The sequence below is a fragment of the Magnetovibrio sp. genome (assembly GCF_036568125.1).
GTDB lineage: Bacteria > Pseudomonadota > Alphaproteobacteria > Rhodospirillales > Magnetovibrionaceae > Magnetovibrio.
The window spans coordinates 1-21,524 of record NZ_DATCTF010000004.1; the positions used below are offsets into that span (position 1 = coordinate 1).

The 21,524-nt window shown below is 55.2% G+C and carries 23 protein-coding genes and 2 tRNA genes; 10 read left to right on the forward strand and 15 right to left on the reverse strand.

Going from position 1 to position 21,524, the window contains the following annotated elements; translation table 11 throughout:
- Window positions 1-76: 76 nt before the first annotated feature.
- Window positions 77-166: transfer RNA gene (locus VIN96_RS00405), tRNA-Ser, on the reverse strand.
- Between the two features lie 143 nt (window positions 167-309).
- Here VIN96_RS00405 and VIN96_RS00410 point away from each other — a divergent pair.
- Both VIN96_RS00410 and VIN96_RS00415 read left to right on the forward strand, forming a co-directional pair.
- On the forward strand, window positions 310-828 hold the full coding sequence (locus tag VIN96_RS00410; protein ID WP_331893433.1) for a hypothetical protein: 519 nt from the start codon (window positions 310-312) through the stop codon (window positions 826-828).
- Window positions 829-1,048: 220 nt separating this feature from the next.
- Complete coding sequence (locus tag VIN96_RS00415; protein ID WP_331893435.1) at window positions 1,049-1,507, forward strand: hypothetical protein; 459 nt, start codon at window positions 1,049-1,051, stop codon at window positions 1,505-1,507.
- 29 nt (window positions 1,508-1,536) lie between these two features.
- Here VIN96_RS00415 and lepA read toward each other — a convergent pair whose 3' ends face one another.
- The 9 genes from lepA to VIN96_RS00460 all read right to left on the reverse strand — a co-directional run bounded on the left by lepA (window position 1,537) and on the right by VIN96_RS00460 (window position 8,812).
- A complete protein-coding gene (gene lepA, locus VIN96_RS00420; protein WP_331893437.1) occupies window positions 1,537-3,339 on the reverse strand; it encodes a translation elongation factor 4 in 1,803 nt (600 codons plus the stop codon).
- 44 nt (window positions 3,340-3,383) lie between these two features.
- Entirely contained in the window at window positions 3,384-4,451 is a 1,068-nt protein-coding gene (locus VIN96_RS00425) for an SO_0444 family Cu/Zn efflux transporter (protein ID WP_331893439.1), read from the reverse strand.
- The gene (locus tag VIN96_RS00430) at window positions 4,444-4,740 is read right to left on the reverse strand and encodes a metalloregulator ArsR/SmtB family transcription factor (RefSeq protein ID WP_331893441.1); all 297 of its coding nucleotides are present in this window, start codon (window positions 4,738-4,740) and stop codon (window positions 4,444-4,446) included. The genes VIN96_RS00425 and VIN96_RS00430 overlap by 8 nt, the downstream gene beginning before the upstream one ends.
- A gap of 114 nt (window positions 4,741-4,854) precedes the next feature.
- Window positions 4,855-5,853 (reverse strand): FkbM family methyltransferase, encoded by a 999-nt coding sequence (locus VIN96_RS00435; RefSeq protein ID WP_331893443.1) that lies wholly within the window; start codon window positions 5,851-5,853, stop codon window positions 4,855-4,857.
- Window positions 5,854-6,080: 227 nt separating this feature from the next.
- Window positions 6,081-6,767, reverse strand: a complete 687-nt coding sequence (locus tag VIN96_RS00440) for an NnrU family protein (protein ID WP_331893444.1) — start codon at window positions 6,765-6,767, stop codon at window positions 6,081-6,083.
- Entirely contained in the window at window positions 6,768-7,250 is a 483-nt protein-coding gene (locus tag VIN96_RS00445) for a GNAT family N-acetyltransferase (protein ID WP_331893445.1), read from the reverse strand.
- Window positions 7,251-7,264: 14 nt separating this feature from the next.
- Window positions 7,265-8,164: a bifunctional methylenetetrahydrofolate dehydrogenase/methenyltetrahydrofolate cyclohydrolase FolD gene (gene folD, locus VIN96_RS00450; protein ID WP_331893446.1), complete on the reverse strand. Its 900-nt coding sequence runs from the start codon at window positions 8,162-8,164 to the stop codon at window positions 7,265-7,267.
- A gap of 14 nt (window positions 8,165-8,178) precedes the next feature.
- On the reverse strand, window positions 8,179-8,520 hold the full coding sequence (locus tag VIN96_RS00455) for a DUF167 family protein (protein WP_331893447.1): 342 nt from the start codon (window positions 8,518-8,520) through the stop codon (window positions 8,179-8,181).
- Window positions 8,513-8,812, reverse strand: a complete 300-nt coding sequence (locus VIN96_RS00460; RefSeq protein ID WP_331893448.1) for a YggT family protein — start codon at window positions 8,810-8,812, stop codon at window positions 8,513-8,515. The genes VIN96_RS00455 and VIN96_RS00460 overlap by 8 nt, the downstream gene beginning before the upstream one ends.
- A 180-nt stretch (window positions 8,813-8,992) precedes the next feature.
- Between VIN96_RS00460 and VIN96_RS00465 the strand changes: the two genes are divergently transcribed.
- The 4 genes from VIN96_RS00465 to VIN96_RS00480 all read left to right on the forward strand — a co-directional run bounded on the left by VIN96_RS00465 (window position 8,993) and on the right by VIN96_RS00480 (window position 12,648).
- A tRNA-Ala gene (locus VIN96_RS00465) sits at window positions 8,993-9,068 on the forward strand.
- Between the two features lie 397 nt (window positions 9,069-9,465).
- Entirely contained in the window at window positions 9,466-10,467 is a 1,002-nt protein-coding gene (locus tag VIN96_RS00470) for an ABC transporter substrate-binding protein (protein WP_331893449.1), read from the forward strand.
- Between the two features lie 68 nt (window positions 10,468-10,535).
- Window positions 10,536-11,435 (forward strand): proline/glycine betaine ABC transporter permease, encoded by a 900-nt coding sequence (locus VIN96_RS00475; RefSeq protein WP_331893450.1) that lies wholly within the window; start codon window positions 10,536-10,538, stop codon window positions 11,433-11,435.
- Window positions 11,428-12,648, forward strand: a complete 1,221-nt coding sequence (locus tag VIN96_RS00480; protein WP_331893451.1) for a glycine betaine/L-proline ABC transporter ATP-binding protein — start codon at window positions 11,428-11,430, stop codon at window positions 12,646-12,648. Before VIN96_RS00475 ends, VIN96_RS00480 begins: the two co-directional genes overlap by 8 nt.
- A gap of 53 nt (window positions 12,649-12,701) precedes the next feature.
- On the opposite strand, the gene VIN96_RS00485 is transcribed toward VIN96_RS00480, so the two are convergent.
- On the reverse strand, window positions 12,702-13,319 hold the full coding sequence (locus VIN96_RS00485) for a TetR/AcrR family transcriptional regulator (RefSeq protein WP_331893452.1): 618 nt from the start codon (window positions 13,317-13,319) through the stop codon (window positions 12,702-12,704).
- 215 nt (window positions 13,320-13,534) lie between these two features.
- On the opposite strand from VIN96_RS00485, the gene VIN96_RS00490 reads away from it, so the two are divergent.
- Window positions 13,535-14,626, forward strand: coding sequence for a class I SAM-dependent methyltransferase (locus tag VIN96_RS00490; protein ID WP_331893454.1), 1,092 nt, complete (start codon window positions 13,535-13,537; stop codon window positions 14,624-14,626).
- A gap of 77 nt (window positions 14,627-14,703) precedes the next feature.
- Here the strand turns inward: VIN96_RS00490 and VIN96_RS00495 are convergent, their stop codons facing one another.
- Complete coding sequence (locus VIN96_RS00495) at window positions 14,704-15,993, reverse strand: diguanylate cyclase (RefSeq protein ID WP_331893716.1); 1,290 nt, start codon at window positions 15,991-15,993, stop codon at window positions 14,704-14,706.
- Here VIN96_RS00495 and VIN96_RS00500 point away from each other — a divergent pair.
- Entirely contained in the window at window positions 15,937-16,107 is a 171-nt protein-coding gene (locus tag VIN96_RS00500; RefSeq protein ID WP_331893725.1) for a hypothetical protein, read from the forward strand. The genes VIN96_RS00495 and VIN96_RS00500 overlap by 57 nt on opposite strands.
- Window positions 16,108-16,251: 144 nt before the next feature.
- Here VIN96_RS00500 and VIN96_RS00505 read toward each other — a convergent pair whose 3' ends face one another.
- Window positions 16,252-17,499 (reverse strand): methyl-accepting chemotaxis protein, encoded by a 1,248-nt coding sequence (locus tag VIN96_RS00505; protein ID WP_331893455.1) that lies wholly within the window; start codon window positions 17,497-17,499, stop codon window positions 16,252-16,254.
- Between the two features lie 251 nt (window positions 17,500-17,750).
- Here VIN96_RS00505 and VIN96_RS00510 point away from each other — a divergent pair, with 251 nt between their 5' ends.
- Window positions 17,751-18,170: a hypothetical protein gene (locus tag VIN96_RS00510; RefSeq protein WP_331893456.1), complete on the forward strand. Its 420-nt coding sequence runs from the start codon at window positions 17,751-17,753 to the stop codon at window positions 18,168-18,170.
- On the opposite strand, the gene VIN96_RS00515 is transcribed toward VIN96_RS00510, so the two are convergent.
- The gene (locus VIN96_RS00515) at window positions 18,171-20,648 is read right to left on the reverse strand and encodes a Lon protease family protein (RefSeq protein ID WP_331893457.1); all 2,478 of its coding nucleotides are present in this window, start codon (window positions 20,646-20,648) and stop codon (window positions 18,171-18,173) included.
- A gap of 35 nt (window positions 20,649-20,683) precedes the next feature.
- Complete coding sequence (locus tag VIN96_RS00520) at window positions 20,684-21,097, reverse strand: metallopeptidase family protein (protein ID WP_331893458.1); 414 nt, start codon at window positions 21,095-21,097, stop codon at window positions 20,684-20,686.
- Window positions 21,098-21,176: 79 nt separating this feature from the next.
- Between VIN96_RS00520 and VIN96_RS00525 the strand changes: the two genes are divergently transcribed.
- Window positions 21,177-21,464: a 4a-hydroxytetrahydrobiopterin dehydratase gene (locus VIN96_RS00525; RefSeq protein WP_331893459.1), complete on the forward strand. Its 288-nt coding sequence runs from the start codon at window positions 21,177-21,179 to the stop codon at window positions 21,462-21,464.
- Window positions 21,465-21,524 lie beyond the last annotated feature (60 nt).

Genomic DNA, 21,524 nt, shown 5'->3' on the forward strand with positions numbered 1-21,524 from the left:
GGGCTGCACCCCTGGTAAGGGGCAGCCCGTTTTTAGATAAAGAAAAGCCCCAGCCACCCGGGGCCTTTCAGCATTATGGCGGAGAGAGAGGGATTCGAACCCTCGATACGGTTTCCCGCATACACGCTTTCCAAGCGTGCGCCTTCAGCCACTCGGCCACCTCTCCATAAGGTCCGGCGCAACCTAGCGAAGGGCGCTGCAAAATACAAGCGCTACTCGCGCAAAACATTGCGCTTTTTTATATGTTTTTTTTATCACACTGTGCGCTTTGTCAATGACCGCCCAATCCGGCGCTCTTAAGATATCCGTATGAAGCGAATCGTGTTCCTGTTCGGCATCGTTCTTTTGGCGCTGGCGTTTCTCGTCACCGGCGCGGAATTGGCAGCACGCACCATCCTCGGCACGCATAACACCGATGTCGTGATGTCTACGCGCGTGGTGTGGCGAACCGTTGCACCGCACAGTTTTTTGTTGTTGCACAAGAGTGCGCTATGGCCCTTTGCCCAACACCTGTTGATTTTTCCGGGATGGCTTCTGTTCGGCGCGCCCGGTCTGGCTTTGGCCATCAGTTTTCGACCGCAGGATGCCGATGACGCCACCGCTCAACAAAACAAGGACCACGAAGAGTCTTTGTACCTATACGACGAGCTGGCCTTGGCGGCGCAAAAGGAAGGCTATGACGGCCTTCAAGATGATCGCTACCCCAGCAATCCTGCCGATATCATCCCTGCCGAAGACCATTATGCCGAAGACCTTGTTGAAGACGAACTGGCGTCGGAGCACGACTTCCTGCTCGGGCCTACAAAACCGTCCCAACAATCAGACTGATTTCTATATGTGCGGTACCCATCCGGTGCATTTTGCATTTCGAAAATGCATATTATTGCATGCTGCTTCGGCGCGCCGCATTGATGGCTGTATAGAATCTAATTAAATCAATTGGTTAATGTTTGTCATTTCAGCCGTTGCCCTGGCACACGATCTGCATCGGGCGGGTAGGCCTCAAATGCCAAGAGGCCCCCTTTAACGAAATGGATCGAGACGTGTCATGAACTGGGAAAACACGACTTCTCCGCTACATCGGAGCGCGCACCATTTAAAAACCCATCACAACGATCCACGCATCCTGGTGGCAATCGAATATCCGGTTGAAGCTTTGGCGCTTGAAAGCCTGCTGCGCGGGGAAAGCTATCAAAATGTGCGCGTCACCACGGATATCCGCGAAATCGCCCCCATGTTCGCCCGCTGGCCGTTTCAGCTATTGATCCTAGACATGCACAGCAAACTCATGGATCCCGCCACCGTGATGCTAAACTTGGCACGACCGATCAGTGAAGCTGAGCTTTCCGTTTTGGCGCTGATCAATCCGGACGCAGATAAAGAGCGTCTCGCTGCAAAGGCGGCCGGCGCAGTCGAAACCATGTCACGCCCGCTCAGCTACGAGAACGCGTTACCCCTTATCAAAAGCGCACTGGCCACGGGGCCAATCAAGGTCTCTTCTTTCTGATCAGATCAGATGTGAGACGCTGACAGCGCTCAGTCGTCGCTCATTTTAAGGGCATTGATAAAGGCGCTTTGGGGGATTTCCACCTTACCGAACTGGCGCATCTTCTTTTTGCCCTTCTTTTGCTTATCCAACAGCTTACGTTTACGCGAAATGTCGCCGCCGTAGCACTTGGCGGTCACGTCTTTGCGCATTGCAGCGATGGTTTCACGGGCAATAACCTTGCCGCCGATGGCCGCCTGGATGGGAATTTTGAACAGCTGACGCGGGATGAGATCTTTAAGGCGTTCGCACACCTGACGGCCGCGGTTCTCGGACTGGCTGCGGTGAGCGATGAAGGCCAATGCGTCCACCGGCTCGGCATTGACCAGAATCTGAATTTTCACCAAATCGTTTTCGGCGTAACCGTCGATTTCATAGTCGAACGATGCATAACCGCGCGAGATGGATTTGAGCCGGTCATAAAAATCGAACACCACTTCGTTGAGCGGCAGACGGTACACCGCCATGGCGCGATTGCCGATATAGGTCAGCTCAACCTGCTCGCCGCGCCGTTCGGTGCACAAACCCAAGATCGCGCCTAAGTATTCGTCGGGCACCAAGATGGTGGCTTTGATCCATGGCTCTTCGATGGCCTTGATCTGAGTCGGATCGGGCATATCGGCAGGGTTGTGCAAATCCAAAACCCGACCGTCGATCATTTTCAACTTGTAGGCCACGCTGGGCGCGGTGGTGATGAGGTCGAGATCGAACTCGCGCTCCAGACGCTCTTGAATGATTTCCAGGTGCAGCAGGCCGAGGAAACCGCAACGAAAGCCTTGGCCCAAAGCTGCCGAGGTTTCGGGTTCGTATTCGAAACTGGCGTCGTTCAGACGCAGCTTGCCCATGGAATCGCGCAGATCGTCATAATCCGCCGCATCGACGGGAAACAGCGAGCAAAACACCACAGGCACGCTGGGTTGGAACCCCGGCAGCGGTTCGGCGGCGGGGTTTCTGTCATCGGTGATGGTGTCGCCAACGTTGGTGTCCGCGACCGTCTTGATCGACGCGGTGAAATACCCCATCTCACCGGGTCCCAATTCGTTGAGCTTGGTGATCTTCGGCGTGAAGATGCCGACTTGATCGACCTGATGGGCGGAACCCGCTGCCATCATGCGAATTTTTTGGCCTTTCTTGATCACACCATCGACCACGCGCACCAAAATCATCACGCCCAGATACGGGTCGTACCAGCTGTCCACCAACAACGCCTTCAACGGGGCGTCGCGATCACCGACCGGTGCCGGCAAACGGGTGACGATGGCTTCCAGCGTTTCTTCGATGCCGATGCCGGATTTGGCCGAGGCCAGCACCGCGTCAGATGCATCCAGGCCGATCACGTCTTCGATCTGTTCGCGCACACGCTCGGGCTCGGCGGCAGGTAGATCGATCTTGTTCAGAACCGGAATGATTTCCAGATCGTTGTCGATCGCCAGATAGACGTTGGCCAAGGTTTGCGCCTCAACCCCTTGGGAGGCGTCGACCACCAGCAATGCGCCCTCGCACGCCGCCAAAGAGCGTGACACTTCATAGGCAAAGTCAACGTGACCGGGCGTGTCCATCAGGTTGATCTGATAGGTCTCGCCGTCTTTGGCTTTGTAGATCAACCGCACGGCCTGGGCCTTGATGGTGATGCCGCGCTCGCGCTCGATGTCCATGGAATCGAGCACCTGCTCCTGCATCTCGCGATCGGTGAGGCCGCCGCAGAACTGAATCAAGCGATCCGCCAACGTCGACTTGCCATGGTCGATGTGCGCGATGATGGAAAAGTTGCGAATGTGAGAAAGGTCTGTCATGCGCGGCTTTTACCACCGTTCGCGAGCCTTGAGAAGATGGGGAATCAGCGTTTGAGACGCTTCTTTACATCCCCAATCAGCGAAACCAAGAAAAACGGTGCCAACAGCACTCCAGATGTCACAACCAGCCACTGCGGTAGCGTTTCGTTGGCCGCCGCCATTTGTACGTGAATATCGATGTTTGCGGCGCTCAATACAGCGTCCAGCGCCAATCCGGATGCAATGGCGCTGATGGAAATGCCGAGCAAGTATCCCACCAAGGCACGGACGCCGAGATCTTTGCCGACCACGCCCAAGGTGGCGATGTTGGTGGCAGGCCCGGCGAGCAAGAACACCAACGCCGCACCGGGCGACACTCCCACCGCAATCAGCCCCGCCGCGATGGGTGTGCTGGCCGTGGCGCAAACGTAGATCGGTACGCCCACCACCAACATCACCACCATTGCGCCGATGCCATGGCCGTATGCGCTCAGGGCTTGAGGTTCAACCAATGCCGACATCACACCCGCCACGACCAAACCAATGGCCAACCACAGCGCGATGTCGTCGAGGATGTCGGTGAAGCCATAGCGAACGCCGCCCCACGTGCGCGCGGTGAGCCCGCCTGAACCGACTGGCGGTTCCACGGAGCAATGATCCCCGCAGCATGATGTGCATGTCGAGGCTTCGGTCTTCATGGGTGCCGACTGGGTTTCTCCCGCAACGAACAGATTGGCCAATAGTCCGCTGAAGATAGCGCTTAGGATCGCGGCAATGGGCCGGGCGACAGCCATAATCGGGCCCAACAGGGCGTAGCTGATGGCGACGCTGTCCGGACCGGTTTCCGGCGTGGCGATGAGAAACGATACCGTCGCACCCTTGGACGCACCCTCTTTACGCAAACTCACGGCGGCGGGCAGCACTCCGCATGAACAGAGCGGCAGCGGCGCACCGAGAAGCGCAGCCTTGACCACCGACCAAGTGCCATTGCCGCCCAACCACTTACCCAGAAGGCCATCGGGCATCAATGCATGTACCAGCCCCGCAGCAACAATACCGACGATCAGCCATGGCGCGGCGTCGAGATACATATCCAAAATCGCCATAAATATAGCTTGCACTTCATTAATCATCCATGCACCCCTCGCCCATATGCGCTGTCATGTTCTTCAACATCTCGCGCACATGATCGTCGGCGGCGATGTAACGTACGAACTTGCCGTCGCGTTCACCCCGCACCAACCGCGCCGCGCGCAACAACCTCAAATGATGGCTGACCAATGATTGGCTGAGGCCTAAATCGTCGGCCAGCACGCCGACACCAACCGGAACATCCAAACAGCGCAACACGATCGACAGACGATTCGCATCGCCCAGCAAGCGAAACGTTTCCGCCAATTCGGTGGTATGATCTTGGGTCATGACTCAATGTTCATATGAAAATATGTTCACATGAACATATCATAATTTTTTCTGCTTGAAAGTCTAACCTTTAAAACTCAGGCCTATTTTTATCATACACCTGCACAGCCGCTTTTACAGAAGCATCGGGCGTTCTTGATCGACCATGCCGTTGATGCGTTCGATAATGATTTCATTGAGAAACCTCTCGGGATTTGCAATCTCACCCCCATTAGGGACGAGTTCGATACGAATGTCCGCATCTTCGTAAAGATGGAATGGCAAATCGCGGTAATGATTCGTGATCACGGAAATGGGCCCGTTAAACGTGGTCAGAATTTTATCCCCCGCTGTAATTTGATAAATCAGGTTGAGGGACGGCAATTCCATATTGGTTTTGGTTTTCAATGTGGCGACGTAGCGCCCGGCTGGATGGCGCAAGTACGATGTAACCCAACGCCCATCGGGTTGAAGCGTCAGCTCGGTCGTTTCGCTCTTAGCGACCAATTCACGAACGGGGCTGTGAGCATAGGCCAAATGACTGGGGATTTTGCCGGTATTTAGGCACAGCACATTGCGGATGATGGCATGGCCCATATCATCAAAGCCCGCCCCATCTTTAACTTCGTGATAATTGTTCAAATCGATAATCCGGTCATAACCGATATCATCCAAGACCCCGAGCAGTTCATTATCGTCCGAACTCATTTCGACGATAATCGGGGGATGTTTTTTTAGTATTTCCTTGGCACCGCGTATGGCGTTTTTCTCAACGCCTTCAACATCGAACTTAAGAACATCCGGGACCAGATCGAACGTTGCGCAGAATTTGTCGAGCGTGAGGGTCTTGGGCGTGTCGATGATTTCTCCGCTACGCTCAAAAATGATGCTATCGCCACCATGCCCTTCGGCATACAACGGAACAGTTAGGCCAGCTTCATCAAAAATTGCGGCGTGTACCAGATATACGTTCGGGCAGGCGTAATCGCGGATCACCTGGCGAGTCATCTCAAGCGTCACCTTATTTGCTTCAAACGCGCATACTTGGCCTTTTGGACCAACGAGACGCGATGCAATGGCCGAAAGGTGTCCATGGTGAGAGCCAACATCAAAAAAGTGTTGCCGGGCTTGCACAGATCAATGATGGCCAATGAAACGGCTGGTTCGGGCAGAAGACCATTGATCCAAGTCCACACGTTGTATTCTCCTGGGTTCGTTGGCGTATTTGCAGAACGCATATGCAAGGCAGTGCGTAGCATATTCAAGAAACAAATGAACTTTATACGAAAAATTTTCATTGTGAATAACCATGGGTGTCAGGATCTGATACTTCATAAAACAAAAGTGGCGACGTTCATTGTTCAAAATGGCAGGGGAGAAACCCCGATAACGTATTCGTGGCTCAACAAAATCGTGCCATATAGCACCACCGCGCCGACAACCCGCAGCCATCCGATGCCTTTGAGATCCAGCCGCGTGCGGCCACGCAGCACAGCCCACATCGGGAACGAAGACGTTGGCGCGGTGAGGCGTCGCCACTTCTCTTCACCCATGTCACGGCGTTTTTTGGCATCCAGGCTCCACAGCCCGACGAACGCCAGCACGGCAAACAAGCCAAACAGCAACACACTCGCCGTGTCGCCGTTCGGCGCCAAGTGGGCCACCGCCCACAATCCCAAAGCCCAGATCAGCGGATGACGGGTCACCGATACGATGCCTGGATGGTCCGGGTCGAAACGATCCGCCTTGACGCCGACCGAAAACGGATTGGGTTCCGATAAGGTACTCACCAACAACAGGCACACGAACGGCATGGTGAAAATGGGCATCCAGCGGGTCCACGGCCATTGCGGCCAGAGAATATCTGTGTCCGCGTTGGCATAGGCTAAACCGATCAGCACCAGTAGACCCACAGAAACGGCGGAATAAAGGCCAACGTACATCTTGATGCCCAGCGCCCTCACCAGCATGCGTCGCACCGGACCAAAGGCGGGAATAAGATGAAAAGCGATGAACACGCCAATGATCAGCAGCAGATCCGCCATCATCTAACCTAAATTCAATCGGTAAAAACGCGTATCGACATCCATGCGTGGGAAGCTTTCGGGCAGTTCTGCCACATCGATCAACTCGAAACCATTTTTTTCGTAAAAGCGGTGCGCGGCGAGAAATTGTGCGGTGGTGCCAAGGAATATCGTGCGAAAGCCGACCATGCGAGCGTGCCCGATCAGCGTGTTCAGGAGCTCTTTGGCGACGCCTTTGTCAGATCCGCGATGGCTGGTAGCCACGAACATTTTGCGCAATGCCGCTTGTTGAGCGCCGATGTCTTTAAGCGCGACGGTGCCGACCACCTGGGTTCCATCCACGGCGACCCAGAAATTGCCGGCGCCATTTTGGTAAAATGCCGCAATGTCTTTCAAATCGGGCTGATCGTCGTAGGCGATGTCGATGCCGTACTCATCGCGCTGTATCGGCACAATCAGATCGGCGATGCCCTTGGAAAAGACCGGGATGAAACTCAAGACTTCCATACCCGGACTCCGCTTTAGGCCTCGGGCTCGGCGACGCCAAGGCTGCGGCAGCATGCCGTGACGGTATTGGCGAGCAGCACCGCAATGGTCATCGGCCCGACCCCGCCGGGCACCGGGGTGATCGAACCGGCGACCTGTTCGGCGCCGGCGAAATCCACGTCGCCGACCAAGCGAGTCTTACCCTCGCCCTTTTCCGGGGCGGGGATACGGTTGATGCCGACATCGATGACGCATGCGCCGGGTTTGATCCAATCGCCCTTGATCATTTCCGGACGCCCCACGGCGGCGACCAGAATGTCCGCGCGTCGGCATTCACCGGGCAGGTCCTGAGTGCGCGAATGCGCAATCGTCACGGTGCAGTTGGCGTCCAGCAACAGCTGCGCCATCGGCTTGCCGACAATGTTGGAACGACCCACCACGATGGCGCGCTTTCCGCTGAGGTCCTCGCCCAAGGTGTCTTTGATCAACATCAGACAGCCCAGCGGCGTGCACGGCACCATTGCTTCCTGGCCGGTCATCAAACGCCCGGAATTGATGACGTGAAAACCATCGACGTCCTTGTCGGGCGTGATGGCGTTGATGACCTTGGCTTCGTCGATATGATCGGGAAGCGGCAACTGCACCAAAATACCGTGCACAGCATCATCCGCATTGAGCTTTTCGACCACCGCCAGGAGATCTGCTTCAGACGTCGAAGCGTCGAGCTTGTGCTCGAACGAATGCATGCCGCATTCCACCGTCTGTTTGCCTTTGTTGCGCACGTAAACCTGCGACGCCGGATCTTCGCCCACCAGCACCACCGCCAAACCGGGAGTTACGCCGTGCGCATCTTGCAGTTTCGCAACTTTGGCGGCGACACGCCCCCGCAAGTTTTCCGCAAAAGCCTTACCGTCAATCAGTTTTGCTTGAGTCATGTACGAATTCTCCTTTAGGCGAGGCCTTTATCTTGCGCCCAAGCGGCGATGATGTTGTGCATGGCAGCCGCCTCGCCTGAAATCATCAAAACCTTGTTGCGGCTGGTTTGACCTTGAACGACGGTGATGGCGGATTTCGCCACCTTCCACTCCTTGGCCAACATCTTGATCAGGGCCTGATTGGCCTTGCCGCCTTCGGGCACTGTGGTGACGCTGGCCTTCAACATGCGCTGGCCGTCCGCGTCCTCCATCACGCCGTCGATTCCATCGCGCCGCCCGGACGGCGTCAGACGGATACGCAGACGCAACCCTTGGGGGGTGATGTCACAGAAAAGAGGCGATCCTCCGTCAGACAAGGCTCATGATCAATCGGTTGACGAAACTTTGCAGGAACATGATGGCGAGGATCAGCACGATCGGAGACAGATCCACTGCGCCGAAATCGGGCAAGACCTTGCGGATCGGCCGCAACACCGGCTCGGTCACGCGGTAGATGAAATCGCCGACCATGTAGACGGCCTTGTTGTGGGTGTTGACCACGCCGAACGCCGTCAACCAGCTGAGCACCACGCCCGCGACCACGATCCACACATAGAGATCGAGTACCACGTTAAACACTTGAGCGAAGGGAATGAGCACAACGTCCATGAACGGCCACCAAGTTGATTGTCGAAACGCACCAAACTTAGGCCCACCGGCGCGGCTGCGCAAGCGTTGCACACAATTCGCGGCGATAAATCTCGCCCGGATCGAGGCTTGACAGAACCCAGCCCACAAAGCATATATCGCTCACGTACGCTGCCACTTTGCTGGCGGGCCGTACCATAAGGGGCCGTAGCTCAGTTGGGAGAGCGCGTCGTTCGCAATGACGAGGTCGTCGGTTCGATCCCGATCGGCTCCACCAATTAAAAAACGCCGCCGTCTGGTCCTGACGGCGGCGTTTGCTTTTGCGTACAAAACTCGATCCGCAAGTTAAAGCGATGCCGCTTCAGGCCCCGCAAGAACTTGCCCACACGCCCCACCAGATTAAATTCGGTGGGCCGGTTGAAGTACCACAACAACTGTGCAAGTATTTCATCAACGCGTGCGGAGTTTGACGTATGAGTGACAAATAAATCAGATACATTTCGCGTCAAGTTCCCGTGTGACCCCAGGCTGCATTCCTTCATTGTTGAATGCTTTGTGATCTGCGTTTTTGTTTTATGAACAACGCTGATGCACCGTTTCCTGGGTTTTATTGAACCTAATCTTTGGGTTCGAGTGCGCATTGCACATTTACACATCACACTGGAGAGTTTGCTATGAAACATCTTTTATCTGGCGCCATGCTCTTAGCGGGCGTGCTGATGACCAGCCAGGCGAGTGCAGCGTGCGGCAAGGTCACCATTTCCGACATGAATTGGCCTTCCGCCAGCCTCATGGCAAATGTCGATAAACTGATTTTGCATCACGGGTTCGGCTGCGACGCTGAATTGGTGCCCGGCGACACCATGCCGACCGGAACATCGATGATCGAAAAAGGTGAGCCCGATATTGCTCCGGAACTGTGGAGCAATTCCTTTGCCGACGCCTTGAACAAAGGCGTGGCTGAGAAGCGTTTACGCGTGGCCGGTGCGTCCTTGTCCGACGGTGGCGAAGAAGGCTTTTGGGTTCCCGAGTATCTGGTCAAGAAAGACCCCTCGCTTGCGACCATCGCAGGGATCAAGAAAAACGCCAAGATGTTCAAGCATCCCGAAGACCCCGATAAATCGGCATTCATCGGTTGCCCTGCGGGTTGGAACTGCCAAATCACCAGCGGGCATCTGTTTAAGGCGCTCAAGCTGGCGGACGCCGGCTTTGAATTGGTCGATCCGGGTTCGGCAGCTGGGCTCGATGGGTCCATTGCCAAAGCCTACGAGCGCCAACAGCCGTGGTTTGGTTATTACTGGGCACCGACCGCGATCTTGGGCAAGTACAAAATGGTGAAAGTCGATTTTGGGGTCGGCGTCGACCTCAAGCATTGGCAAGATTGCATCAGTCAGGCTGAGTGCGCTGATCCGAAACCAAGCATGTATCCATCGTCGCCCGTCAACACCGTCACGACGGAGAGCTTTGCGGAAAAATCACCCGAAGCCTACGCGTTTCTTACCAAGCGTGCGTTTACCAACGCAGCCATGAACGAACTGTTGGTGTGGGTGGAAGACAATCAGGCCGATGGCGAAACGTCGGCTGTGTATTTTTTGAAGAACCACCCTGCCCAGTGGACACCGTGGGTTTCCAAAGCCGTCGCCGCTAAAGTCAAAGCAGCCGTTTCCAACATGTAAATGACGAGCCCCCGATTTCGCTCAGGCGAGTTGGGGGCTTTTTTCTTTTCTTGGAAAAGGTCGATGTCGTGGCAGAACAAACTTGGTTTTCTAAATTTCCGGAAATGGATCGCGCGGACCTGGTCGCTATACGCAAGACGATGGACGGCGCATATCGAGAATTTTCCAGATCGTACGGCGACGTCATCGAATCGTTATTCGATCCTCTGTTAACGATCTTGGTGTCGTTCGAGAAACTGTTGCTCGCCACGCCATGGTTCGTGGTCCTGGGTGTTTTGGTCGCCCTGACCTTTGGTGCGACCCGGTCCTACAAACATGCCGGCGGGGTTTTGGTGGCTTTTTTGCTGATCGGGTACTTCGGCATGTGGGACAACACCATGCGCACGCTGTCCATCATCACGGTGGCTACAATTCTGTCGATTTCGGTCGGCATTCCCATCGGCATCGCCATGGCGCGGTCCGATCGCATGCAAGCCGTCGTCACGCCGATCTTGGACGTCATGCAAACGATGCCGGCCTTCGTGTACCTGGTCCCCGTGGTGATGCTGTTGGGTATCGGCAAAGTACCCGGCATTATTGCCGTGGTGATTTACGCCATCCCCCCCATCATTCGCCTGACCAATCTCGGCATCCGCTTGGTCGACCGAGAAGTCCTTGAGGCCGCGACCGCTTTTGGCGCCAACGAAACCCAACGGCTGTTCAACGTCCAGCTTCCGCTGGCGATGCCCAACATCATGGCCGGTGTCAACCAGACCATTATGATGGCGCTGGCGATGGTCGTTATCGCCTCGATGATCGGCGTTAAAGGCTTGGGTCAACCGGTCTTGAAATCCATCACCAATCAATACTTCACCATGGGATTGCTCAACGGTCTGGCGATTGTCGTCATCGCCATCATGTTCGATCGCGTATCCCAAGCCTATGCCAAGCGCACCCAAAGACACCTCGGAGGTATGCACGGTGAGTGACCCAATCGTTCGCATTGAAAATCTCTATAAGGTTTTTGGCGCCAATCCCAAAGACGTCATGCCGATGGTGCGTGAAGGCCGGTCGAAAGACGACATCTTGGCTGAGACGGGCCACACTGTCGGCTTGAAAAATATCAACCTTGATATCGAAAAGGGCTCGATCTTCGTCATCATGGGGCTTTCAGGTTCAGGTAAATCGACGCTGATCCGTCACTTCAACCGCCTCATCGATCCGACAGAAGGGTCGATCTTCGTCGATGGCATCGATGTGATGAGCCTGTCGCAAAAAGAGTTGGAAAATTTCCGCCGTCACAAGATGTCGATGGTTTTTCAGCGCTTCGGGCTGTTGCCCCATCGCACCGTTTTGGAAAACGTTGCGTTCGGTTTAGCCATCCAAAACGTTTCCAAGGCCGAACGCAACGACAAGGCGCGCGAATGGCTGTCGACCGTCGGCCTAGAAGGTTATGAAGACCAATATCCCGCCCAATTATCAGGGGGCCAGCAGCAGCGCGTCGGCTTGGCGCGCGCCTTGTGCACCGATCCTGAAATCCTTCTGATGGACGAAGCGTTTTCGGCGCTTGACCCTTTGATCCGTTCGGGTATGCAGGATCAGCTGATCGAGTTGCAGGATAAACTGCGCAAAACCATCATTTTTATCACCCACGATCTGGACGAAGCGTTGCGCCTGGGCGACCGTATCGCGATCTTGAAAGATGGCGTGCTGTCGCAAGTTGGCCGTCCGGAAGAGATACTCCTGGAACCTGCAGACGATTACGTGGAAGCGTTCGTGCGCGACGTCAACCGCGCCCGCGTTTTATCCGTCGATGTGGTGATGCAGCCTCCCGTCAACCGCTTGACCACCGCAAACATCGACGAAGCGCTCAAGAAGATGCGCGGCTGGGATGACGATTACGCCTATGTCTTTCATGGCGACGAGTACAAAGGCGTGGTCACGCAAGAAGCACTGGAAGAGGCTTGTGGGCTGCCGGGTACGAACCCCTCGCTCCACGATATGGCTCAAGAGGGGCCTTCGCTTCAACCCGACACCGTATTGCAAGACGCCCTTCCCGCCACGCTAACTTCGGATTACCCCGTACCGATTGTCAGCGAGGACGGGGAATACCAAGGCACGTTGTCGAAAAATGACATGATCGACGTGCTGGCCAATAGCAATGAAACTTCTCCAGATGGGAACAGTTCCACTGCGGCCTGATCCTGCCTGGCTAAGTTGATCTGCAAGCCTATGATTTTTCGTCCGCAGCGTTCCTACGCGTTCGCGCTAAACAGCAATTCGATGTAATTGCGATAGTGGCCAAGTTGCTGCATGATGATCGCCGGGTCTTTCCATGTTTGCGACAAGATGAACGCGCCTTCGAATATACCCAGAAGCATATCCGTGAGTTCATCGGCACTGACCGGATATCGTGGCGGATGTGCGTCTATAATCGCCGTAAATTTGGGTTCGAGACGTTCACGCCAGTACGCGAATGCGCCAGTTATATGGCCAAGGGTTTCATCGTCAAACAATCCCGCTTCGTAGCAAAAAGACGCGTATAGGCAGCCGGGAAACGGTTCCGTCAAACCCGCCATTTCTTCCCTGAATAGTCCGACCAAAATCAAAATTTGCTGCAACGGGTCGCGCGACAATCCTTCGGCCCGTGCCAGGTCGCCATCCAGATGCTCCGCGTCCAGTCGTGCGTAACGCGCGACCAATGCGGAGGCCAATTCTGATTTTGCTTTAAAGTGATAAAAAAACGTGCCTTTGGTGATGCCTGCGCCTTCGATGACGCTGTCGACCGATGTAGCGGAAAACCCTTGCTGTAAAATCAGCGCCTGGGCGGCGTTCATGATGTTTTCACGTGTTTGGTTGCCGTTGCGGGCCATGGGCACTCTCCGTCTGATCGATCTTTCATACTACACTAATTAGTACATAACAAACTTGGCCGCAACGTCTGTGGCCGAATGTTGCGCAGCAATTGTTATAATTCAATACGCTAGATATTTACATTTCGCCATATCGTTACGCGATAAGGACTATTGACGCATTAAATGACTATCCTTATTTATACCAACTGGTCAGTATAAATAAGGAGATCGTTATGTGCCTCGACCACACCATATCCATTGCCTCCGCACAGGATGCGAACGACTTTGAAACCCGTTTTGTCGCTACGCTGAACAGCGGGGCAATGTGTTTGATGACGTCCATCGGACACCGTGCCGGACTGTTCGACGCCATGGCCGAAACCGGCCCGGCCACCAGCGACACCATTGCAACGACGGCAGGCCTGCAGGAACGCTATGTGCGTGAATGGTTGGGCGCCATGGTCACTGGACGGTTTGTTGCGTTTGACGCCCAAACACGCACCTATCATCTGCCTGCTGAGCACGCTGCATGCCTGACGCGCGCCAGTACGCCCGGCAATCTGGCGACCTATGCTCAGTACATCCCGTTGTTGGGACAAGTTGAAGACGAGTTGCTCGGCTGTTTCGCCAATGGCGGTGGCGTACCCTACGCACGATATCCACGCTTTCACGAAGTGATGGCCGAAGACAGTGGTCAAACCGTGTTGCCCGCACTCATCGATGACATTTTGCCCCTGGCGCCGGGCTTAGTTGAGCGCTTAGAAAACGGTATCGAGGTTCTTGATGTTGGGTGCGGTCGCGGGCGAGCGATCAATCTATTGGCCAAGCGTTTTGCCAACAGCTCATTCCTCGGCATTGATCTCAGCACCGAAGCCGTTCGCTATGCGCAATACGAAGCAGATGCCCAAGGGTTGACCAACGCACGCTTTCTCGCCCGCGATTTGAGCTCTTTCGATCACGACGCTGAAGTCGAGCGCTTCGATCTGGTACTGACCTTCGACGCCATTCATGACCAGGCCGATCCGGCGCGGGTGCTCAGGGGCATTCACAGGACCTTAAAAAAGGACGGGGTGTATCTTGCCCAAGACATCAAGGGCTCAAGTCAGGTCGAGGGCAACGTCGAGCATCCAATCGGTCCCTTGCTCTACACCATGTCGACCATGCATTGCATGACCGTTTCCTTGGCCCAAGGCGGTGCTGGACTTGGCGCTATGTGGGGGCGTGAACTGGCGGAAAGCATGTTCAAAGATGCCGGCTTCCGTACAGTCGCAGTGCATGAATTGGATCACGACATCCAAAACAACTACTATGTCTGCCTGGTGTAAAACCGATCTGCGGACTGATTACCCCCTTCAAGCGGCGTAGCTTTAAGGCGCGGCTTGAGGGGGGGGGGAGATCCCCGTCATGACACCAGCGGCTTATGGACACAAACCCGGTTACGGCCCTTTTGCTTAGCGTCATAGAGCGCACTGTCCGCATATCCGATCAAACGCTTGATGTCTTCGGTGCGGCCCAACTGGGCGACGCCAAAGCTGGCGGTGATGGTCCCGACCTCGCTAAGATGCAGTTGTTCCAACTGCTGACGCAAATTTTCCGCCAAGCTTTCGGCGCCTTTCAGATCGGTTTCCGGACAAAGGATCAAGAACTCCTCTCCGCCCCATCGGCCGAGCACATCGTGCTTGCGAATACTCGCTTGAACCAACGCACTGGCGGCGACCAGCACTCGATCGCCGGTTTGATGGCCATGCATGTCGTTGACCTGTTTGAAATTATCCAAGTCGAACATCACCACTGACAAATCACGGCCATACCGCCTTGAGCGTTCAAACTCCTGATCCAGCAAAGCATCCGTTTTCAGGCGGTTGTACACCCCGGTCAAAGGATCGGTTTGCGACAGATATTCAAGTTCGATGTTTTTCGCTTTTAGTTGTTTATTGAATCGTCTTTGCAGCATGTATCGATAGAGCAGGAAAACAAACAACACCCCTGCGCCACCGAGAACACTCCACAACATGCGCCAATTGGTGCCGTGTTCAAACCGTACCGTGAACCAGCGCTGAAAGATTTCGTTGCGCTCCACCGGGCTCACCGCGTCGAGGGCTTTTTGTAACACGAACAGCAATTGCGGATCATCGTTGCGAACACCGACACGCAACTTGTGAACGAACTCGGTTTGACCGGCGATCTTCAAATTGCTCAAGCCCAGCGCCTGCATGTGATGGGTGACAATCAGCAGAGAATCCACCGTGGCAAACAACTCGCCGTTCGACACCCGCCTTAAGGCCTCGTCAAGATTGTCCACATAGACCAGACGCACATTGGGATAATTGGTGCGAATGTGGGATTCGTAGACATAACCTTTGACAACGCCCAACGTTTGACCGCTCAAGGCCTTGAAGCCATTGAGATACACAACGTCTTCGTGCGCTACCAAAACCACGGTGGCATCCAGATAGGACTCTGTGAAATTCAAAAACTCCTGACGCTCGGGCGTTTTGTTGAGCAACGACAAGATGTCGCACTTGCGCGATTTGGAGAAATCCAACGACTCGTTCCACGTTTTGGTCGCGACCAATTCAATCGGAATGCCGATTTTCTTTGAAACGAGCGCCATAAAATCAGCAGCCAGACCGACATGCTGTCCATGCTCATCAATGCTTTCGTAGGGCATCCAAGCAGGATCAACGCACATTTTGATTTGGCTTTTCGTCGCCAAATAAGCTTTTTCTTCCGGACTGAAATCGGTGGATTGGGCATGCGCAGCTTTAAACGCCACCATAAAGGAAAGCACGAGCAAAAGGATTGACCCTATACGCACAGATAACCTTTCCCGAGCTAGAACGCGCCGAGCATGCGCGCATGAATGAAAAAACCGATTTCGACTATAGCCGATTCCTCGGCACTGCAATATTCAATCGTTCATCACTTGCGCGGGTTTTCCCGCAAAGCGTTAACCTTTGCGAACATTTTCCACGAAATTGTCGGCTTTCTCGGTCAGGACGCCCATTTGACGGGCCAGATCGTCAACCGTCGCGAGCATTTCGTGCGCAGCAAGGCCGGTCTCTTCAATTGCCTTTCCAACATCGCGGATATACGCGAGCGATTGGCCCGTGGCATCCGATGTTTCGCGCGCATTCACCGAAATATCTGAAATCGTTTCGTTTTGCTCCTCAGCTGCCCGCGTCACATCTCCGGCAATCGAGTTGATTTCATCGATCGCGGAGCTGACTGCGACCATCGCGTCACGCGCGCGCATGCCTGCGCCGCGAATGTTGTCGATGTGCGCAGTGATTTCATCGGTCGCCTTGGCGGTTTGATTGGCAAGGTTCTTGACCTCACCGGCAACCACCGCGAAACCTTTGCCAGCACTGCCCGCGCGGGCAGCCTCGATGGTGGCATTGAGCGCAAGCATGTTGGTTTGGTCTGCGATATCGATAATCAAACCAGCAACACTTTCGATCCGTGCGGTCGCCTCGCCCAATTCAGCCACCAAGGCATCAGCTTGGCTGACCCGCTCAACGGCGTGTTGAGACATCTCGCTGGAACGACGCATACGTGAACTTAGGTCGCGTACCGTCTTGGCCATGCTTTCCGCAGCCTGCGCCACCGCATCGACACCTTGGGTGGCGGCATCGGACAGTTCGATGGCGGATTGAGCCTTGCTTAAGCTCTGCTCGGCGCTTTCGCCCATGGCGCGGGCGGCCTTTTGTAGGGATGCCGTATCTTTTTGCGCACCCGACATGGCCCCCTTGACGCCCGCCTCAAAGTCGTAGGCGAGCGCTTCTCGCTCTTCGGCTTTTTCCTCGTTTATACGCTGAGCTTCTTCAACCTGACGACGCTCCAATTCTCGCTTTTTATCGGCGTGATCGCGAAGCACCGCTATAGCGCGCGCAATGTCGCCAAAAACATCGTCGTTTTCAGAGCACGGTATTTCATCGACCGCGCGTTCATCGGCCAAGTCCTGGATGGCGTCTTTCATCGCCGTCAGCCGTCGGCCAATTTGCAGGCGTGCCAAGACGATGTTGAATGCGCCGAGCGCGATGCCGCAAGCGATGGTCGCCGCGAACACCACTGGACGCAAGGCGATCTCTTGCGGCACGCCTAAGATAAGCATGAAAGGCGGGAAGATCAGACCCACCATCACCCCAAGCCCGACCATCATCAGACCCAGTCTGGTAAATTCATTGCGTGCGCTCATGGAAACATTATTCCCCCCGGATTTCGTCGCTCATTTTAACACCGAGTGCGTCAAAAAATTTCACAATCCTACCTTTAGCCTCAGCACGGCTTATATTTCGGTTTACTCCCTAAGCAAACCTAGAGGCAATCTAAGAAAGCGCATTTTCATTGCGGTCTGATCCCTCACAATTTCCTCCCCGATCTTTTAACGTCACAACATACGCCCTGGGCCGTCATCCCCTATGCAACCTCAGACGAGAAGGTAAGCATATGAACTGGGCGCACGCGCTGTTGATGGCGGAGCTGCTGCTAAAGGCCGCCGAAAAAATCGACACCGTTCCGCCCGCCGCCAACACGAAGGAGAACACTCTCATGGGTGATGAAGCCCCTATCGCGAGCCCGCAACCGGCCACCGTTGACCCGACATTGACGCAACCGAGCAACACCGCATCCGTCACCGCCACGGATCAAGCAACCCAGGCGCAAATCGTCGAACCGCCAGCGGCCTCGGTTGCAACGCAATCCATCATCGCCAACGCCGTCGAACAGCCGGTCTCCTCACCAACATCGGCCGAGCTTCACCAGAGCATTTCCGATCTTGTGCGATTGGCGCAAATCCTCGATGCCAATCCTGATCTGTTCGATTTTCTAAAAAGCCTGACGGCAGCAGCGTCTGCATCGAAAGGCTGATCAGGCGTCGCGTCGCTGCTCGACCTTGATGATGGCGTTTGTAGGTGCTTGTGGTGCACCGGCTGAAAATGCCCGCACCTTGGCACCGAATTGACGCAACACCCGCGCCACCGCACGGTTTACACTGCCGATAGGATACGTACCGTTTTCAGCCAGCTCTCCCGCCGGCACGCCGGTCAGGATTTCGATACCCTGATCGATTGTGTCCACAGCCCAAATGTTGAATTGTCCCGCTTTTACCGCCTCGACCACATCGTGACGCAACATCAGATGTTTGACGTTGGTCGCTGGGATGATCACACCTTGTTCGCCAGTCAAGCCGCGTGCAGCGCAAATATCGAAAAAGCCTTCGATTTTGTCGTTCACGCCGCCGATCGCCTGAACTCGGCCTTGCTGGTCGACCGAACCCGTTACCGCGATCGATTGCTTGATCGGTATGCCTGCAATGGCCGACATCAGTGCGTATAGTTCCGTCGACGACGCGCTGTCGCCATCGATGCCGCCGTACGATTGCTCGAACACGATGCGCGCACTGAGCGCCAACGGCCCGTCTTGACCGAAGCGGGCGTTGAGAAAGCTTTCCAAAATCATCACGCCCTTGGAATGCAGCGGACCGCCCAATTCGACTTGGCGTTCAATGTCCACCAATTCGCCCTTGCCCAGGCTGACATTGACGGTGATGCGCGACGGACGGCCAAACGCGAAGGTGTCGAGCTGTAAAACCGATAGGCCGTTGATTTGGCCGACTTTCGCTCCGTTGGTTTCGATCACGAAGGTGCCGCGTTGGATTTCTTCCTGAAGTCGTTCGCGATAGCGGTCGGAACGATAGATCTTCGCATCAATGGCTTCTTGAACGTGGCGGGCGGAAATGATTTTTTTGTTTTCGACTCCCGCCCAATAATCGGCTTCGCGCACCAAATCCACCACCGATGCCATATGGGTGGTCAATTTTTCGGTGTCCCCGGCGATGCGCGCACCCTGTTCGATGATTCGCGCCACCGCCCCTTGATCAAGATGACGCAATCCTTCGCGCTCAACTTGACTGGCGAGCAGAGCGGCGTATTCCTTCACGCCGCTTTCGTCGCGGTCCATGGTGTTGGCGAAATCGGCGGCGACCTTGAACAGTTCCTTAAAGTCCGGGTCGTACATGCTGAGCAAATAATAGATCATCGGCTCGCCCAGCATCACCACCTTGACGTTTAAAGGGATGGGTTCGGGTTCCAACGAAACGGTGGTTGCCCAACCCAATGATTCCGCCGGACTTTCAATGCGAATATGTCGGCCGCGCAACGCCCGTTTCAGGGTTTCCCAGGCAAACGGCTGCATCAGGACGCGGCGCGCATCCAACACCAGATAGCCGCCGTTGGCGCGGTGCAAAGCGCCGGCCTTGATCAAATTGAAGTCCGTGACCAAGGTGCCCATCTGGCTGAGATGCTCGACCCGCCCCACCAAGTTGGGCTGCGTGGGGTGCTCTTCTTCGACCACCGGCGCGCCCACTTCAGGGTCGTCTTCGCAGGCCGAGTTGTCGACGATGACATTGACCTGATAGCGGCGGAACGACCCCGCCCCCCCGGATGCGGAACGCTGACCGGGGATGGTAACGAGTTGCTGGCTTTGATCGGCGGATGGCAGAAAATCGGCGGCATGATCGATCACGTCTTGGCGTACGGCCTCCAAATACGTCATGACATTGGCGTGGTCGTGCCAACGTTTTTCCAGTTCTTCGATCAAATGGCCGACCGCGCGCTGGGTGACATCGCGATTGAGTTCGCGCAATTTTTCGCGATGCTCTTTTTCCCATTTGGGGATTTGCGCCAATATGTCTTCGAGCTGCGCTTGCAGTTCGGTCAGCGCGGCTTGGCGCGATTTCTGTTCTTCCTCGGATAATTTTTCAAACGCTTGCGGGGTCAACACCTCGCCATCTTGGACCGGGGCCAGCCCCAGACCCATCGGTGTGCGCACCAAAGCAATACCATTGTCTTCGGCGCGTTTCTGCAGCTTGGAAAACGCACCTTCATGGCGGGTCTTCAGCTCTTCTTCCAGCGCTTCTTTGCGCTGGCCGTAATCTTCGCTTTCGAACGCGGCAGGCAGCGCGCCTTGCAGTTCTTCGACCAGACGCTCCATGTCATCGCGCAAGGGGCAGGCCTTGCCCGGCGGTAATTCCACGGCACGCGGTTTGTGCGGATCTTCAAAATTGTTGACGTAGCACCAATCGGACTGGGTTTTCTGGGTTTTGGCCTCGCGCTGCAAAAACCGTAAAACCGTGCTGGATTTGCCGGTCCCTTCGGGACCGAACGCAAACAGATTATAGCCGTCATGGCACATACCGATGGCGAAACGGATCGATTCCACCGCACGCGCTTGACCGATCACATTGTCTTGAGGCTTGAGGTCTTTGGTCGTCTTGAAGTTCAGTTGCGATTTTGGGCACGCGGTGTAAAGAACTTCCGGCTTCAAGGGTTTGACGACGTTGCTCACTGAAAATGCTCCTCAGACTTTTAAGACACGTCCTCTTAAGCCGTTTCAGCCTCGGCGGCGGACTCGATGCGCTCCATGTCCGCGTCGCTGAGACCAAAATGATGGCCAATTTCGTGTATCAGAACATGGCGGATAAGATGTTGCAAATCCTCGCCACTCTCACACCAGTAATCCAAGATCGGACGACGGTAAAGAAAGATCATGTCCACGCCTTGCGGCGTATCGGCGAGACTTTTGTCGCCCAACGCGACGCCTTGATACAGGCCCAGCAGATCGAACGGGCTTTCCAGATCCATTTCGCGTTCGATTTCGGCATCTGGAAAATCGTCAATACGGATCACCACGCCGTCAGAAAATTGCGCCAGCTCGCGCGGCAAGACATCATAGGCCTTTCGGGCGATTGTTTCAAAATCGTCGAGTGACGGTGGTATCGTAAAGTTCATGTCCATGACGTACACACTACCCGGCCTTGATCTCCCCGCCAAGGGACGCCAAGTGTCTTTTGTATAACAATAAAGGAGCCCCCTGATGAGCGCCCTCCTCGATCCAAAAGCCATCGACGCACAGCTCGGTGAACTCGATGGTTGGCGACTGAGCCAAGACCGCGCCGCCATCGAAAAAAGCTTCACCTTTCGCGATTTTCCCGCCGCATTTTCGTTTATGACCCGGGTCGCGTTCGTGGCAGAAAAGATGAACCATCATCCCAATTGGACCAACGTCTATAATCATGTCGATGTCCGCCTCAGCACCCACGATGCCGGTGGCTTGACCATAAAGGATTTCGGCCTGGCCCAGGCCATTGACGGAATCCTCTAAACCACTTCCAATATTATAAAGCCCGTCTATTAAGCGCTTGGCGGACTTGCGCTTGTGCGC